This is a genomic window from Alteromonas sp. MTD1 (assembly GCF_042848195.1).
Taxonomy (GTDB): domain Bacteria; phylum Pseudomonadota; class Gammaproteobacteria; order Enterobacterales; family Alteromonadaceae; genus Alteromonas.
The window spans coordinates 83,927-100,635 of the sequence record NZ_BTGG01000007.1 but is presented as its reverse complement, the minus strand read 5'-3'; the positions used below and the strand labels follow the sequence as shown (position 1 = coordinate 100,635).

The window sequence follows — 16,709 nt, the reverse complement described above, 5'->3', positions numbered from 1 at the left end:
TGGATGTTACAAACTTGTGTTTCCCTCTCGACTCTTGTGGTGTGCGGCTGTATACTACCGCGTCTTTTTTTAACCAGTACGTTTGCTTCAGGTTAGTTTTTTGACGCATTTTGTGTCCTAACCATGATGATATTAACGTCAGATAACGACCTCTTCCCCGCAAGTGATATGCAACATTGCATGACGGGAGAGGGGATTGAGAACAAAACGCCTGCAAAGGCGTATAGTTGAGGTAACATAATGCAAGTTTCAGTCGAGACGACCCAGGGTTTAGAACGCCGTCTTACTATCACCGTTCCATCAGACACGGTTGATTCAGCAGTTAAGTCACGCCTACAGCAGTTGGCAAAAACACAGCGCATTAACGGCTTCCGCCCAGGTAAAGTTCCTGTAAGCGTAATCAAGAAGCGTTTCGGCCAGGCAGTTCGCCAAGAAGTTGCTGGTGACGTAATGCAGCAAAACTTCTACCAAGCAGTTATTCAAGAGAAAATTCAACCTGCTGGTATGCCAAAGTTTGAACTGACTAAAGACGAAGACGGTCAGGACCTAGAATTCACAGCATCTTTCGAAGTTTACCCAGAAGTAGAAGTGAAAGGTGTTAGCGATATCGAGATCGAAAAGCCAGTAGTAGAAATTACTGACGAAGATCTTGATAACATGATGGAAACGCTTCAGAAGCAACACGCTACTTGGAAAGAAGTTAAGCGTAAAGCGAAGAAAGATGACAAAGTAATCATCGATTTCGTTGGTTCTATCGACGGTGAAGAGTTTGAAGGCGGTAAAGCTGAAGACTTCGCACTAGAGCTTGGTAAAGGTCGCATGATCCCAGGCTTCGAGAAGCCACTTGTGGGGGCGAAAGCGGGTGAAGAAGTTACGATTGAAGTAACTTTCCCTGAAGATTACCATGCAGAAAACCTTAAAGGTAAAGACGCGGTTTTCCAAGCAACTGTTAAGAAAGTTGAAGGCCAGTCTCTACCAAAAGTGGACGAAGAGTTCGCAAAATTATTTGGTGTTGAAGAAGGCGGTGTAGACGCGCTTAAAGCAGAAGTTCGCAAGAACATGCAGCGTGAGCTGGACCAAACGCTTAAAGCGCAAGTTAAAGAAGACGTTATTGCTAAGCTAGTAGCTGCAAACGAGTTCGACATCCCTCAAGCGCTTATCGATCAAGAAGTAAACGCGCTTCGCGAACAAGCTAAGCAACGTTTCAGCCAGCAGGGCGGTGGTCAAAACCTTCCTGAGCTTCCAGCTGAGCTATTTACTGATAACGCTAAGCGTCGTGTTTCAATTGGTCTAATCCTTGGCGAAGTGATCAAAAACAACGAACTAAAAGCTGACGAAGCGAAAGTTAACGAGATGATCGAAACTGCAGCGTCTGCGTACGAAGATCCACAGGAAGTTGTAGATTACTACAACAACAACCAAGAGCTTATGCAGCAGATGCAAAACGTTGCGCTAGAAGAACAAGCTATTGAGTGGGTTCTTGAGCAAGCTAAAGTTACTGACGTAACAAAAGCTTTTGATGAGGTTATGAACAAACAGGCGTAATTTTTTACTGTCTGATTGACAATACTTGTCAGCAACTGCTTAAATGCTCGGAGCCTTCCGAGCATTTTTGTTTTTAACGCTAGATAATCAAGGTAGCTATGACTAATACCCCGTTTGACCCTATGAATGCACTTGTTCCAATGGTTGTAGAGCAAACCTCAAAAGGTGAGCGCTCTTACGACATTTATTCTCGTCTTCTTAAAGAAAACGTAATTTTCTTAGTAGGTCAGGTTGAAGACCACATGGCCAACCTCATCGTTGCTCAAATGCTGTTTCTTGAAGCAGAAAACCCTGAGAAAGATATATTTCTATATATCAATTCGCCAGGTGGCTCTGTTACTGCAGGCATGGCGATTTACGACACGATGAAATTTATTAAGCCGGACGTAAGCACAGTGTGCATGGGCCAAGCAGCAAGCATGGGTGCATTCCTTCTTTCAGCCGGTGCAAAAGGCAAGCGCTATTGCCTACCAAACTCACGCGTGATGATTCACCAGCCATTAGGTGGGTTCCAAGGTCAAGCGTCAGATTTTGAAATACACGCGAAAGAAATTCTGTCTATTAAAGAGAAGCTAAATCGTCTTATGGCAGATCACACAGGTCAAGACTATGAAAAGGTTGCTCGTGATACTGACCGTGACAATTTCCTAAGCGCGACAGAAGCAATGGAATACGGTTTAGTTGACCAAGTTTTAGCAAATCGATCTGACGTAGCCGGAACTAAGTAGTATAGTTATAGAAAACCCGAGCCTGTGCGCTGCACGTATTGGTTTTCGGCTCGGGTAAGGCAGAGGCAAAAGTAATGAGTGATAAGCAAAGCGGTGACGGTGATAACAAGCTACTGTACTGTTCGTTTTGTGGCAAAAGCCAACACGAAGTAAGAAAGTTAATAGCAGGCCCGTCGGTTTTCATTTGCGACGAGTGTGTTGAGTTATGTAACGATATCATTCGCGAAGAAATCAAGGAAATTGCGCCTAAGCAAAAGCAGGACGCTTTACCTAAGCCAAGCGAAATTCACGCGCACCTAGACGACTACGTTATTGGTCAAGAACACGCTAAGAAAGTACTTTCTGTAGCGGTTTATAACCACTACAAGCGTCTTCGTAACGGCGACGTTCACGATGGTGTTGAGTTAGGCAAGAGTAATATTTTGCTAATCGGCCCTACAGGTAGCGGTAAGACGTTACTTGCCGAAACGCTGGCTCGTTTACTTGATGTACCGTTTACCATGGCAGACGCAACAACGTTGACCGAAGCAGGTTATGTGGGCGAAGACGTTGAAAACATTATTCAGAAACTTCTTCAGAAGTGTGACTATGATGTTGAAAAAGCGCAGCGCGGTATTGTGTACATCGATGAAATTGACAAGATTTCTCGAAAGTCTGACAACCCGTCAATTACACGAGATGTGTCAGGTGAGGGCGTTCAACAGGCGCTACTTAAACTTATTGAAGGTACTGTTGCATCGGTTCCACCACAAGGTGGTCGTAAACACCCACAACAAGAGTTTCTTCAAGTAGATACGTCGAAGATTTTGTTTATTTGTGGTGGTGCATTCGCAGGACTAGACAAAGTCATTGAACAGCGTGCCCAAAAAGATACTGGCATCGGATTTGGTGCTACGGTTAAGTCGAAAGACAACAGTAAGCAAATTAGTGAGTTGTTCAAGCAAGTTGAGCCTGAAGACTTAGTTAAATATGGTCTGATACCAGAGTTTATCGGTCGTCTTCCGGTAGTGACAAGCCTTGAAGAACTGAACGAAGAAGCGCTTATTCAGATTCTACGTGAACCTAAGAATGCCATTACCAAGCAGTATGGTGCATTGTTCTCGATGGAAGACGTTGAACTTGAATTCCGTGACGACGCCTTAAACGCGATTGCTAAAAAAGCGATGGAGCGCAAAACCGGTGCACGTGGTTTGCGTTCAATTGTAGAGGCAGTGTTGCTAGATACCATGTATGACCTTCCATCTATGGAAGACGTCAGCAAGGTGGTTATAGATGAAACGGTTATTCGCGGAGAGTCGAAGCCGATTTTGATATATGACAGCAATGAAAAGAAAGCAGCCTCTGAGTAATTGATAGGTTGTAAAAAAGGCCCTTCGGGGCCTTTTTTGTTTTTAAACCGCTACTGCGCTGGTTTATACTGCGTTGGTAAATTTTGTGAAATCCTCATTTACTATACATAAACTCCGGTTCCCCAAAACTTCCCGCCTTGTCTAAACCATGCTCGCTAACGCGGTTTAAAAACGACAGTTGTTGTTTCTGGTTTGATTTAACATCGGATATTTGTTTATGTAGTGTTTCGCCAGCCTCTGCCTTTTTATCTTTTCTCCCATGGGCCCAAACAATCAACCCCTGATGTTTATTTGTGCACTTTGCTGCGTTAATACTATCCTTTCTATCGGATTTGCTACTTAGGTATTGCCATACGCTTTAAAATCTATGATGGTTATAAAAGAGCAGGGAAGAAAAGGCGAGGAATTAACGCACTTTAATAAGTTGCGATTGAACTTTGCGCTTACATCCCCATATAAAAATGACATTTGGAACTAATTGAGAACAAGTATGACAGTTGAGCGTGAGAATCGCATTGAAATTCCTGTACTTGCCTTGCGGGACGTAGTCGTTTATCCGCATATGGTCATTCCCCTTTTCGTTGGGCGTGAAAAATCTATTCGTTGCCTTGAAGCGGCAATGGAAAACGATAAGCAAATTTTCTTAGTAGCACAAAAGGACGCGGGCGTAGACGAGCCCGATACAGACGACATTTATTCTGTAGGTACCATTGCTACTATTCTTCAGCTATTAAAACTGCCAGATGGTACGGTTAAGGTACTCGTTGAAGGCAGTGTTAGAGGTCAAATTGATAGCTATCAACAGTCAGAGCCGTATTTTGTAGCCAATGTCGATAAGCTTGAAGATGAGACTATCGAAGAGAGTGAGCAAGAAGTGCTTATTCGTTCTGCAGTGTCTCAATTCGAAGGTTACGTAAAACTTAACAAGAAGATTCCACCTGAGGTACTAACCTCGCTTAACGGTATTGAAGATGCGGCGCGATTGGCCGACACAATGGCTGCACACATGCCATTGAAGCTTACCGAAAAGCAGAAAGTACTTGAGATGCAGGGCATCAACGAGCGCTTAGAGTACTTGATGGCGCTGATGGAAGGCGAGATTGATTTGCTGCAGGTCGAAAAGAAAATTCGCACCCGCGTTAAAAAGCAAATGGAGAAAAGTCAGCGCGAGTATTATTTGAATGAGCAAATGAAAGCCATTCAGAAAGAGCTTGGTGAACTTGACGATGCACCAGACGAGTTCGAAGCGTTGTCAAAGAAAATTGCTGAAGCAAAAATGCCTAAAGAGGCTGAAGATAAGGCAAAATCTGAGCTGCAAAAGCTAAAAATGATGTCGCCTATGTCAGCAGAAGCAACGGTGCTTCGCAGCTATATTGAATGGTTGACTAACGTTCCATGGAACAAACGTTCACCTGTGAAAAAAGACCTATCAAGAGCAGAAAGCGTGCTTAACGAAGACCACTACGGTCTTGAAAAAGTGAAAGAACGTATTTTGGAATATCTCGCCGTTCAGCAGCGAGTGAAAAAGCTTAAAGGTCCAATTTTGTGCTTGGTAGGACCTCCTGGTGTAGGTAAAACGTCATTGGGTCAGTCTGTGGCCAAGGCTACAGGCCGAAAGTATGTGCGTATGGCCTTAGGCGGCGTTCGTGACGAAGCAGAAATTCGTGGGCACCGCAGAACCTATATTGGCTCTTTGCCAGGTAAGCTAGTTCAGAAGATGGCAAAAGTGGGCGTTAAAAACCCACTATTTTTGCTTGACGAAATAGACAAAATGTCGTCTGACATGCGTGGCGACCCAGCGTCAGCCTTACTAGAGGTGCTTGATCCTGAGCAAAACAACAGCTTTAGCGATCATTACCTTGAAGTTGATTATGACCTGTCTGACGTAATGTTTGTTGCTACTTCAAACAGCATGAACATACCTGGACCGCTATTAGACCGTATGGAAGTTATCCGCTTATCGGGTTATACGGAAGATGAAAAGCTGAACATTGCTAAGAACCATCTGATTGGTAAGCAAATGGAGCGCAATGGTCTTAAGGCGAAAGAGCTCGAAATTACTGATTCTGCGGTAATTGGCATGATTCGCTATTACACTCGTGAAGCAGGTGTTCGTGGTCTTGAGCGTGAAGTATCTAAAGTATGCCGCAAAGCGGTAAAAGATATTCTGCTTAAGAAGAGCAAAGGCAAAGTTGAGGTGACTCAAGACAACCTGAAAGACTATTTGGGTGTGCAGCGTTTCGACTATGGCAAAGCTGATAAAGATAACCAGATTGGCCAAGTGACTGGTTTAGCTTGGACACAAGTAGGCGGTGATTTACTGACTATCGAAACCACCTCTGTGCCTGGTAAAGGCAAGATGACCTCAACGGGGTCGCTAGGTGATGTAATGCAAGAGTCAATCAAAGCTGCTATGACCGTAGTAAGAAGTCGTGCTGAAAAGCTACGTATTAACGACGATTTCTACGAAAAACGTGATATTCATGTGCACGTTCCTGAAGGGGCTACACCAAAAGATGGCCCAAGTGCCGGTATTGCGATGTGTACTGCACTTGTTTCGTCATTAACAGGCAACCCTGTTAAATGTGATGTGGCCATGACAGGTGAAATCACATTGCGCGGCGAAGTGCTTGCAATTGGCGGGTTGAAAGAAAAATTATTGGCGGCACACCGTGGTGGTATAAAAACCGTAGTTATTCCAAAAGATAACGAGCGTGATTTAGAAGAAATTCCAGACAATGTGAAAAAAGATCTTTCTATTCACCCGGTCAAGTGGATTGATGAAGTGCTCGATATTGCCCTTCAAGAGCCAGTTGAGTCTTTTCAAGTGGTGAAAAATTAGTACATCTAAATAGCTGCACTGCTTAATTTTAAAGGCGTGCAGCGCTTCCTTTTTTCAAAAAGTGAAAAAAAATCTCCATAATTGGTTAATTTTTGCTCGTTGAGCCAAAGAAATCCGTATTTTTTGCAAAAATGGGCTTTCAACTCACAAAAGTTGTGTTACCTTTAAGTGGTATTCGCTTGAAGCCTTGCCACAAAAGGGATTGCAGCGATTCATAAAAAAGTTAATTAATTGTGACAGATGCTTGATGTTAACTATCAAGCTTGTTATAACGTCCATTCAAAATCGTTTTGGACAAACAGTATAATAACAATCGAAGGGGATCATAATTGTGAACAAGTCTCAACTTATCGACCAAATCGCTGCTGGTGCAGACATTTCTAAAGCAGCTGCTGGCCGTGCTCTTGACGCATTCACTGACTCAGTAACTGCAGCACTTAAAGACGGCGACCAAGTAGCACTAGTTGGCTTTGGTACTTTCTCAGTTCGCGAACGTTCAGCTCGCAGTGGCCGCAACCCACAAACTGGTGAGACTATTCAGATTTCAGCAGCGAAAGTTCCTTCTTTCAAAGCTGGTAAAGCACTGAAAGACGCTTGTAACTAAGCAAAGAAATTATAAAAAAAGGCGATGGCTAGTCCATCGCCTTTTTTATTTCTGAAGCAAAATGTATGTGCATTGCAAAGTAAGTAGTTGCGGTTCGCATCATTAATTATTAGCACAGTGCCGAAAGAGCGTGTTGCGATATCACCAATTCAATAAAGAACGGTGAAAAGACCATCAAATATCGCTTTAGACCATTCATATTCATCGGCATTACGTTATAATCACCGCTTATTTTATCTGGCACTTTATATTGTTAAGTTGGCGGGTAATGGTAGTAAGCAACGGAGTTGAAGAACAATCATGCTAGAAAGAATCAGAGAAGGTTCTCAAGGCCCTTGGGCGATGGCCATAATTGCGCTTATCGTTTTAAGTTTCGTATTCGCAGGTGTAGGTAGCTATTTAACCTCGTCTGGTCCAACCGCTGTAGCAACAGTGAATGGCGAAGAGATTTCGGCACAAGAACTAGAAAGAGCGTATCAAAACCAACGTGCGCAAATGGAATCTCAATTTGGCGAAAGCATTGCTCAGCTTTTCTCTAGCGAGCAGTATCTTGCCGATTTCCGTCGAAACGTACTAGACCGCTTGATAGCAGAAAAGCTAATACAGCAACAAGCTGCTGATATTGGTCTACGTGTTAGCGACGAGCAAATTCGTAAAGCTATTGTACAGATGCCTGAATTTCAATTTGGTGGTCAGTTCGATAACGAGCGTTTCCAAGCAATTTTGCGTCAGAATGGCTTTCAAGTTGCTGACTTCCGCGACTACCTTCGTGTTCAAATGACACAAAATCAATTGTCTGCGGCATTAGCCAACTCATCATTCGCCCTACAAGGCGAAGTAGAGCAAGCAAATGCGCTGCAACGCCAAACGCGTGATGCTAAGTACGTAATGGTTAGCTCAGACAAATTTGCCGATTCTGTTGAAGTGACCGAGGAAGACGTTACTGCTTTTTACGACAACAATATTGCCTCTTTTGACACAGAAGAAGAAGTGAAGTTAGCTTACGTAAAACTAAGTGCACAAGACTTAAAAGATCGTGTTTCAGTTGACGAGCAAGCGGTTCGCACATACTACGAAAACAACCTTGGTAGCTATGGTAAAGAAGAAGAGCGTCGTGTTTCTCACATTTTAATTGAAGCGGGTGATGATGCAGAAGCGGCTAAAGCAAAAGCACAATCACTTAAGGCTGAACTAGACGGCGGTGCTGATTTTGCAGCCCTCGCAGAATCAAATTCAGACGATGCATTTTCTGCAGAGAACGGCGGTGATTTAGACTTCATTACACCAGAAATGATGGACCCTGCGTTTGACGAAGCAGCATTCGCATTAGCAAATGTAGGCGACGTGTCAGACGTTGTTGAAACTGATTTCGGTTTTCACATCATTAAGCTTACTGACTTAAGAGCTGCTGAAGTTAAAGCGTTCGAGGAAGTTGAAGCTGAAATCCGTGACACGCTTTTATACGACGCGGCAATGGAAAAGTATTTCGAACTGCAAAATACTATGGCAGAAATTGCATTTGAAGTACCAGATACACTAGAAGATGTTGCTAATGCTGTAGACCTTCCCATTCAGGAGTCTGCAATGTTTAGCCGTAACACCGCGCCAGTTGATTTAAGCTCGCCAGCCGTTCTAGAAGTTGCGTTTTCATCTGAGCTTATTGAAGAAGGCCTGAACAGCGACATCATTGAGTTGGACGACGAAAATATCGTTGTTGTTCGCGTTGTTGAGCACAACCCTCAGCGTACTCAGTCGCTAGACGAAGTAAGAGAAGGCATTGAAGCATCAGTGAAAGCTGATAAGTCAAAAGCCGCTGCTGAATCGTGGGCTTCTGATATTGCACAAAAGGTTCGTGCAGGTGAAAGTGTAGACGAGTTACTAGCGGCGCAATCGGCATCATGGGAAACTGCTACGGAAGTTTCAAGAGCTGGTGGTTCGTTGGCTCGTGCCGTGGTTGATAAACTGTTTTCGCTGGCACTTGAAGGCGACAACAAAGTTGATACGGCTACTACGGTAAATGGCGACGTTGCTATCATCATGCTTGAAGGTGTGAATGCAGCTTCAGCAATTGAAGAGAACATTGCTGAAAGCCTGCAGCAGCGTTTAGCGCAGGTACAAGGCCAACGTGTTTACCAACAGTATATAGATGCGCTTCGTGCACAAGCTGACATACAGGTTACCATTACGCAGTAATGCGAATAACCGCAGTTAAATTAGAAAAGCCAGCGCTTTAAAACGCTGGCTTTTTTGTATTTCAAAGAAAAATCGTGAAAAAATACTGCTAATAAAACACTAATTAGTGACGAACATCATGAAGGTATAAAATGCAGCAATAATGCCGGATAGTACAAAAATATACAGAAATCCCTGCTTTCCCTGCTCAAGCGTATATTTGTTTGCCTGTAAGTAACCAAACCACAAAAGTGATAGAAAAAGTGGAATAAGCACAATAATTTTTATCACAATAAAGGCCTTTTCAATAAATTTCTTTATTTATATCAAGCCCCGTTCACTTTTTCCATTAACAACGGTGTAACTAAAAGCGTTATCTATTATTCAAAGGTGTAATATGTCATCGCTTTGTCGCAAAAGTGTTATTCGCCTGTCACCATATTTACGTGTAATAAAAACTAAGTTCGTATTAACGTTTTTATTATGACCGCTCAACAACTCCTACACGCTCCACAAGCACGAAGCATTCACTTTGCTCAAGTCCTAATGGCAAGAGCTTCAATAACGCCAGTAGATGCAGGCTGCCAAACGTATCTCATGTATCGGTTAAAAAAGTTTGGTTTTTCGTGTGAACAGCACGAAGTGAATGGGGTAAAAAATCTCATTGCGAAGTGGGGGAAGGGCGATACACACTTTGCTTTTTCTGGGCATACGGACGTTGTGCCACCTGGCCCGCTAGAGAAGTGGATGTCGCCGCCGTTTAGCCCCTCCATTAGCAACAATAAGCTTTATGGGCGAGGGGCAGCTGACATGAAGACTGGGGTGGCGGCCATGCTTGCCGCTACTGAACGAACCATTAAAAACCTTGACCCTTTGAAAGTAACTTATTGGTGGCTAATTACGTCAGATGAAGAAGGGGAGGCTGAAGACGGTTCTCGTTGGATAAAAGCGTTTTTAGATAGAAAAGGCATCCAGCTTGATATGTGTTTAGTCGGCGAACCAAGTGCAAGTAAAAGTACTGGTGATACAATTAAAGTCGGGCGTAGGGGCTCGCTGTCTGCCACAGTTTTCGTCACCGGTAAGCAAGGTCATGTGGCATATCCAAAAACGGCTGTTAATTCTATTCACAAAGCCTGTGACATAGTGCAAGCATTGAAGAACTATGAATTTGATATTGGAAGCGATGACTTTCCTGGTACAACACTTCAAGTCACCCATTTAGACACAGGCACATTTACCGACAATATAGTGCCAAGTAGTGTGCGTATCGAGTTCAATGTGCGTTACTCTTGGCACTTTGATCAAAAGGTATTATCTACGTTGCTTCAACAGGTTATAGCAAATATAGATAGCAGCGCTGAAGTAAGCTTTTCCAGGCCTTGTGAGTCGTATCTAAGTCAGCCCAAAAAAGAAGGGTTGTGTCTTATTAATACCGTTGAAGCAGCGATAAAAAATGCCACAGGTCGCTACCCTGTTGTTAGCACATCAGGAGGAACCTCTGACGGACGATTTTTTGCAAGTCAACACACTCAGGTGGTTGAAGTGGGGGTGCCAAACGCAACCATACACCAAGTGAACGAACATATTCATTTGTCGGATTTGGTAACGTTAGAGGATATTTACGCTGACATTCTTGAGTTAGTTGGAGCTTGAACTTTTTGATGCTTGGCTTCTTGAGGCCTGAGTATCTTGGAGTTAGAAAAGTAACTCCAAGATAATACCAACGCAAACGTAGTTTATATTGCTGGTTATAATGTTAAGCGCTGGCCTGTAATGGCTCGTGCGTTAAATAGCGCTTTCGCTTTTTTGCTGTCATTAACGCAATATCAACAACCACAAGGCCATCAATACAGTCGTTGAAATCAGGGTCGACGTTAAAGCCTAAGAATGCCACGCCACCGTCTTCTGCTACTTCGCTATACTGTTTATACAGGGTAGGGACGTTTACTCCCATATTGGCGAGTAAATGTTTTAGTTCCGCAAATTCCGCTTTGTAGTTATTACCTTTAAACGTATACAAGGGCTCTTGCGTGGCTTGAAATGGCCGCTTACACGTAGCCTTGCCAAATTTGCTAGGAAAATACGTGCTGTAAAATTGAACAAGCAATTCTTTAGCTGGCTGCGGATAGGCATTGCTAAGGGAAACTGCTCCAAACAAATAGCGGTATTTTGGATAGCGACTTAAAAAAGCACCTATTCCGAACCATAAATAGTCTAAGCTACGTTTGCCCCAATATTGCGGCTGAACAAAACTTCTACCAAGCTCTAAACCTTCCTTAAACAGTTTTTCATTGTCGCCTTCGTAGTTGAATAACGTCGCTGAATAAAGACCTGTTGAGTGATTGTTCTGCGACAGTAGCTCTGCGTCGCCAAAGCGATAGGCACCCACTATTTCTAGGTCACTGTCGTCCCACAAAACAAGGTGGTAGTAATGTGAATCGTACTGATCTATATCACGGCGTTTATTCGTGCCTTCACCAACAGCCCTAAATGCAACCTCTCTAAGACGGCCAATTTCCCGCATTATGGGCGAGCAATGCTTGTGTTGATAGAGGTATATCGACTTACCATCGTGTGTCTGTCCTAGGTGTTCGCACTCTCTGATAGCACGGGATAATTCTTTTCTGTCTTCAGGAAGGGCGATAGACGCTTGCGTATTGAATACACCTTTCTTATTACTGCCTATACGGTATAAGTGGCGCTTAAACAATTTTACATGATCTTTTAACGGGATAGATGTTTGGTTATATGACTCAAAAGGAATAAGTTCGCCAATGCGCATGGGCAGGTGTTTGCGGCGCTGTTTAAACATCTCTTTCACCAAAAGCGCTGTGGCTAATGGCTTGTAAACCATTGAAACGCCATAAAACAGCGGGCTGTTTTTTGCGTCAATGTAAACAGGAAGGATAGGCGACTTCGCTTGTCGAGCAATGCGTAAAAAGCCCGTGTGCCAACGCGTATCTCTCACGCCTTGAGGTCGCAGCCTTGAAACTTCACCTGCTGGAAATATTAAAATTGCACCATCGCCATTAAGATGAGACTGAATAGCTGCTAAATGTTGTTTAGGTGTGCCGCCTTGCATATTGTTCACTGGCAATAGCATGTCATGAAGTGGCTCGATAGCCATCAACATTTGATTTGCAACCACTTTTAAGTCGTGACGAACCTCACTCACCAGTTTGATTAAAGCGAGTGCGTCTAGAGAGCCGATAGGGTGATTTGCAATAATAACTACCCGCCCTTCACTAGGAATGCGCTCTTTTTCAACATCTCGTGTTGAATAGCTGATGTTGAAATACTCCAACACCTGTTCAACAAAATCGATATCTTCGTAATGTGGGTACGTTTCGCCAAACTCAATAATTTCCTGTTCGTGCAGTAAGTGTCTTAAAACAAATGACGCAGACTTAAAAAGGAGTGGGTTATTGGCAACCTGAGGGTAATGCTTATTCAGTACTTCATTTACGGTAAACATAGTGCCTGTATATCTTTTTAGACTTTCGCCGAACAATAGCAGGGCAATATGACGCTTTTTACGCAATTTGATGGCAGTTATTTGACAATGTTATTAATTTGTTAATATGACAACTTGTGTTGGACAAAAAGGTGCTTAAGCTGGTTTGCTCAAACACCACAATGTGAGTCGGTTTTTTTGAAACGTATACGTAAATACAACGCTTTCTCTGTTATTTTGCGATGGGCAATAGCACTGCCAATGGAATGCCAAATTATGCGGCTTTAGAGGTTTTAGAGCCCACCTCTAACGTGGTTATTTTAGATTGCTCAACATGCTCTAAATAATGAATTAAAGTAAGGTTGCCCCGCATGTCTTCAGCAAGGGCGCTGCAGTTTTCTATCCAGTCTCCATCGTTAATGTAGTGGACGCCGTCTTCAATAGTGCTTTCGGGGTGGTGGATGTGACCGCATACAACACCATCAAGCTGTAAGTCTTTTGCTCTCTGGCAGCATGCCTTGCGATACCGAGCAATAGCTGCATTCGCTCCCTTAATGTGCTTTTTGATGTAGCCTGCTAAAGACCAGTATTCTCGCTTTCTCCACGCCCTAAAACGATTGTACTCACGGTTTAAAAAAAGCAGTAAATCATAACCTTTATCACCAATCCACGCTTGAAAGCGGCCTAAAGTAACATCGCCATCGAATTGGTCACCATGCAGAACCAAATAACGCTCACCCTTGGCTGTGGTGTGAATAATCTCCCGTTCAATCTCAATATCACCAAATACCATTCCAGAATAAGACTGGATAGGCTCGTCGTGGTTACCCGGTAAATATACTATGCGCGTACCTTGTTCACTCATTTGCATAAATTTATGCATTATTTGATTGTGCGCTTTCGGCCAGCGAAATTGTTTTGTCATCTGCCACATGTCAATAATGTCGCCGACCAAATAAAGTGTGTCTACAGAGATGTTATTTAAGAAAGAAAGTAAATATTCTGCCTTGCAATCTTTGTTACCAAGGTGAATATCAGAAAGCCACAAAGTGCGGTAGTGTGTTTTTTTCATAGCGAGCCCCAAAGTATTAACTTTGGAATGCCACTCTAAACACCGTAATTGACATTAGCGTGACGAATGCTTGACCGTTTAATTACAGCCCAAGTCCATTGGCTACATCCATTAATTTATCTCGCATCCAACTATTTACTAAGTCATTGTCTGACTGTTTATGCCAATACATGTGCACTGCTAGCGGCGTGATTGTGAGGGGAATAGGGGACACTTCAATATCGAACTTATCTACAAACTGCTGTGCATAGCGGCTTGGCATTGTAAGTAGTAAGTTACTGTTACTCACTACATTAACTGCTGCAAAATAATGTTCACATTGAAGCGCAATATCACGGTGCAGATTATGCTGCGCCAAGGCCAAGTCGACGGTATCGAGCTTTGAGTCTTTTAACGTTACCAATGCGTGTTTCGCTTTGGCATAGGCCTGAACATCTTTTGTTTTTAAGTAGATGTTATCTGGTGCGCACACCACACAAAAACTCTCATGACACAGCAACTGCGAACGAATGTCATTGCTGGTTGGCACTAACACATCAACCACAATGTCTACTTCTTTGCTCGTTAGAGAAGGAGCCAGTTCTGGCCATGTTACCTGTCTACTGGCAACAGTTAGGTTGGGCGTTGTTATGAGTAGCTCAGGGATAAGCGTTGGGAAAAAAATCGACTCTAATATATCGCGCAGCCCAAGGTTTAATTGCCTTTTAGTATGGGCAATATCAAAGCTTACTTCTCCACTTGCGGCATGCTCAAGCGTATTTACCGCGCCTTCTACTGAAGCAATAATTTTTTGGCAATAAGGGGTAGGTACCACGCTACGACCATGACGCACAAATAACTCATCGTTTAAGCTTTCGCGCAACCTGCCCAATGCATGACTTATAGCTGGTTGAGACAGATGCAGCGATTTTGCTGCAGCTGTAATACTGCCCTGGTTGTAGATAGCCAGTAATACCGTAAATAAATTGAGGTCTATTTTTCCATGCATGCTATTTATGGGTTTATATAATAAGTCATCATTTTCATTTATTGATAATAAGGGTACACTGCCAAAGATGTTAATAAAAGGTTTCTTTTGTAAGGGGCGTGTTGATGCAGGCATCTGTACTTACCGAGGTATTGCTACCTCTTGCGTTAGCGTTTGTAATGTTTGGCATGGGGTTAACGCTAACCACTGCTGATTTCACGCGTCTGCTTAAATCACCGCGATCTGTGACTGCAGGTTTTGTCGGCCAAATTATTTTTCTACCTTGCCTAGCATTTACCTTATGCATACTTTTCACTTTGCCACCGCATATTGCTGTTGGCGTCATGATTCTAGCGGCCTGTCCAGGTGGCACTACAAGTAACCTTATTAGCCATATCGCGCGCGCAAATTTAGCGTTATCGGTAAGCTTAACGGCGATATCGACAGTTGCCTGCGTGTTTACCACACCGCTTATTATACAATTCGCTATCAGCTATTTTGTGAAAGAGAATGCGCCAGCCTTCTCCATTATTCAAACCGTAATTGGTCTAGTCGGTATTTCAATTGTACCGGTTATCATTGGTATGACGATTAGGCGGTTCAAGCCACTATTCGCAGAGCGCACAGAACATTTCTTCCGACAGTTTTCTATGTATTTTATGTTGCTGATGATTGCGGGTGTATTGATATCAGAGCGTAAAAACCTTGCAACGTCGTTCAATGATGCTTTCCTGGTTTGTGTTCTGCTTAACCTTTTATCAGTATTGCTAGGGCTTGTGCTCGCGCGCTTTAGTAAACTGGTTTTCAAAGATGCTTTAACCCTTGCGATAGAGATTGGTGTACAGAATGCTGCATTGGCCATGCTTATATGTATAAGTTTTTTAAAGGCGCCTGATTTTGCAATAGCGCCTGGGGTATATGGTATTGCTATGTATATTGGCCCTGCGCTTTTAGCAATGTGGGCAAAGCGTCGCGCAAGCCGCGTAAGCACTACTCCGTAACAATGGGCAATGACAAAGTGTAAAGCAACTCAAAGGTCACTTTTGTAGCGTTCAAGGCGACTTTAAACGCTGGTCTTTGCTCAAGACCGAATAGATAAAACTGTATTACAAAGAGAACAACAAATAATGCGATTACTTATTACTGGTGGCGCGACAGGTCTAGGCCAAGCACTGGCTGAAAAATGGGCGCAGAAGCACAAAAATATACAAATATGTGTTGCCGATATAAATGAGGCACGTGGCGCTGAAACAATTGAAATGCTTCAAAAGCTAGGCGCGGAAGCGTTTTATTTTCATTGCGATATTACCCGCTCAGATGATGTGAATAATTTAGCAAGTGAACTGCAAAATCGTTGGCAGGGTATCGATTTCGTTTTCAATAATGCTGGTGTTGCAACAGGCGGCGGTCTACTTGACGAAAGTATTGAGCAGTGGGAGTGGGTTTATAATATCAATATGCTGGGAATGGTAAGAGTCAGTCAGGCGTTTATGCCATTGATGCGCTCACAAAGAAGTGGCTATTTTATCAATATTGCCTCTCAGGCGGGGCTGACACCTATTCCCTACATGGGAAGCTACAATGCGGTAAAAGCTGCAGTAGTATCATTTTCGGAGACCATGAAACTAGAACTCGCTCCCGACGGTATTGACGTAAGCGTGGTATGCCCCAGCTTTTTCAAAACGAATCTAGATGAGTCAATGCGAAGCACAAACCCAGCTGCGCATAAGATGATCGATCACTTTTTTGCAAAGGCAGACATGACCAGAGAAGATGTTGCGGAATCAATATATCAGCAGGTTCAGCAGAAGCGTTTTCTCATTCTTACTCATAAATTGGGTAAACGCGTTTATTGGCTTAAAAAGCTGCTTCCAAGCCAGCGTTATATCAACAAGATGCTTGCCCAAACAAAAAACATGAAGCAAGCAATGGAAAAATACAAATAACAAGCACATTCATTTACGTCGTGTTAGTGA

The 16,709-nt window shown here is 43.2% G+C and carries 13 protein-coding genes; 9 read left to right on the top strand and 4 right to left on the bottom strand.

Annotation, left to right across the window (positions count from 1 at the left end):
- Positions 1–240: 240 nt before the first annotated feature.
- From tig to ACGHAV_RS10770, 6 genes are all read left to right on the top strand, one after another.
- Positions 241–1,545 (top strand): trigger factor, encoded by a 1,305-nt coding sequence (gene tig, locus ACGHAV_RS10795; RefSeq protein ID WP_390380229.1) that lies wholly within the window; start codon positions 241–243, stop codon positions 1,543–1,545.
- A 98-nt stretch (positions 1,546–1,643) separates the two neighbouring features.
- The gene (gene clpP / locus ACGHAV_RS10790; protein ID WP_334013355.1) at positions 1,644–2,273 is read left to right on the top strand and encodes an ATP-dependent Clp endopeptidase proteolytic subunit ClpP; all 630 of its coding nucleotides are present in this window, start codon (positions 1,644–1,646) and stop codon (positions 2,271–2,273) included.
- Positions 2,274–2,347: 74 nt separating this feature from the next.
- Entirely contained in the window at positions 2,348–3,622 is a 1,275-nt protein-coding gene (gene clpX / locus ACGHAV_RS10785; protein WP_159627016.1) for an ATP-dependent protease ATP-binding subunit ClpX, read from the top strand.
- 490 nt (positions 3,623–4,112) lie between these two features.
- Entirely contained in the window at positions 4,113–6,464 is a 2,352-nt protein-coding gene (gene lon / locus ACGHAV_RS10780) for an endopeptidase La (RefSeq protein WP_390380226.1), read from the top strand.
- Positions 6,465–6,795: 331 nt separating this feature from the next.
- Positions 6,796–7,068 carry a nucleoid-associated protein HU-beta gene (gene hupB / locus ACGHAV_RS10775; RefSeq protein ID WP_012518978.1) on the top strand — a complete coding sequence of 91 codons (273 nt, stop codon included), beginning with the start codon at positions 6,796–6,798 and terminating at the stop codon, positions 7,066–7,068.
- A 300-nt stretch (positions 7,069–7,368) separates the two neighbouring features.
- On the top strand, positions 7,369–9,261 hold the full coding sequence (locus ACGHAV_RS10770; RefSeq protein ID WP_390380221.1) for a SurA N-terminal domain-containing protein: 1,893 nt from the start codon (positions 7,369–7,371) through the stop codon (positions 9,259–9,261).
- A gap of 99 nt (positions 9,262–9,360) precedes the next feature.
- On the opposite strand, the gene ACGHAV_RS10765 is transcribed toward ACGHAV_RS10770, so the two are convergent.
- Positions 9,361–9,531 carry a hypothetical protein gene (locus tag ACGHAV_RS10765; RefSeq protein ID WP_390380219.1) on the bottom strand — a complete coding sequence of 57 codons (171 nt, stop codon included), beginning with the start codon at positions 9,529–9,531 and terminating at the stop codon, positions 9,361–9,363.
- A gap of 192 nt (positions 9,532–9,723) precedes the next feature.
- Here ACGHAV_RS10765 and dapE point away from each other — a divergent pair, with 192 nt between their 5' ends.
- Positions 9,724–10,893 (top strand): succinyl-diaminopimelate desuccinylase, encoded by a 1,170-nt coding sequence (gene dapE, locus ACGHAV_RS10760; protein ID WP_390380216.1) that lies wholly within the window; start codon positions 9,724–9,726, stop codon positions 10,891–10,893.
- A gap of 103 nt (positions 10,894–10,996) precedes the next feature.
- On the opposite strand, the gene ACGHAV_RS10755 is transcribed toward dapE, so the two are convergent.
- From ACGHAV_RS10755 to ACGHAV_RS10745, 3 genes are all read right to left on the bottom strand, one after another.
- Positions 10,997–12,715, bottom strand: a complete 1,719-nt coding sequence (locus ACGHAV_RS10755) for a GNAT family N-acyltransferase (RefSeq protein ID WP_390380213.1) — start codon at positions 12,713–12,715, stop codon at positions 10,997–10,999.
- A 253-nt stretch (positions 12,716–12,968) separates the two neighbouring features.
- A complete protein-coding gene (locus ACGHAV_RS10750) occupies positions 12,969–13,766 on the bottom strand; it encodes a UDP-2,3-diacylglucosamine diphosphatase (RefSeq protein ID WP_390380210.1) in 798 nt (265 codons plus the stop codon).
- Positions 13,767–13,848: 82 nt separating this feature from the next.
- On the bottom strand, positions 13,849–14,754 hold the full coding sequence (locus ACGHAV_RS10745; RefSeq protein WP_390380675.1) for a LysR family transcriptional regulator: 906 nt from the start codon (positions 14,752–14,754) through the stop codon (positions 13,849–13,851).
- Between the two features lie 104 nt (positions 14,755–14,858).
- Here ACGHAV_RS10745 and ACGHAV_RS10740 point away from each other — a divergent pair, with 104 nt between their 5' ends.
- Together ACGHAV_RS10740 and ACGHAV_RS10735 are read left to right on the top strand one after the other, a co-directional pair.
- A complete protein-coding gene (locus ACGHAV_RS10740) occupies positions 14,859–15,734 on the top strand; it encodes a bile acid:sodium symporter family protein (RefSeq protein WP_390380207.1) in 876 nt (291 codons plus the stop codon).
- A gap of 126 nt (positions 15,735–15,860) precedes the next feature.
- The gene (locus ACGHAV_RS10735; RefSeq protein ID WP_390380204.1) at positions 15,861–16,679 is read left to right on the top strand and encodes an SDR family oxidoreductase; all 819 of its coding nucleotides are present in this window, start codon (positions 15,861–15,863) and stop codon (positions 16,677–16,679) included.
- Positions 16,680–16,709: the final 30 nt, after the last annotated feature.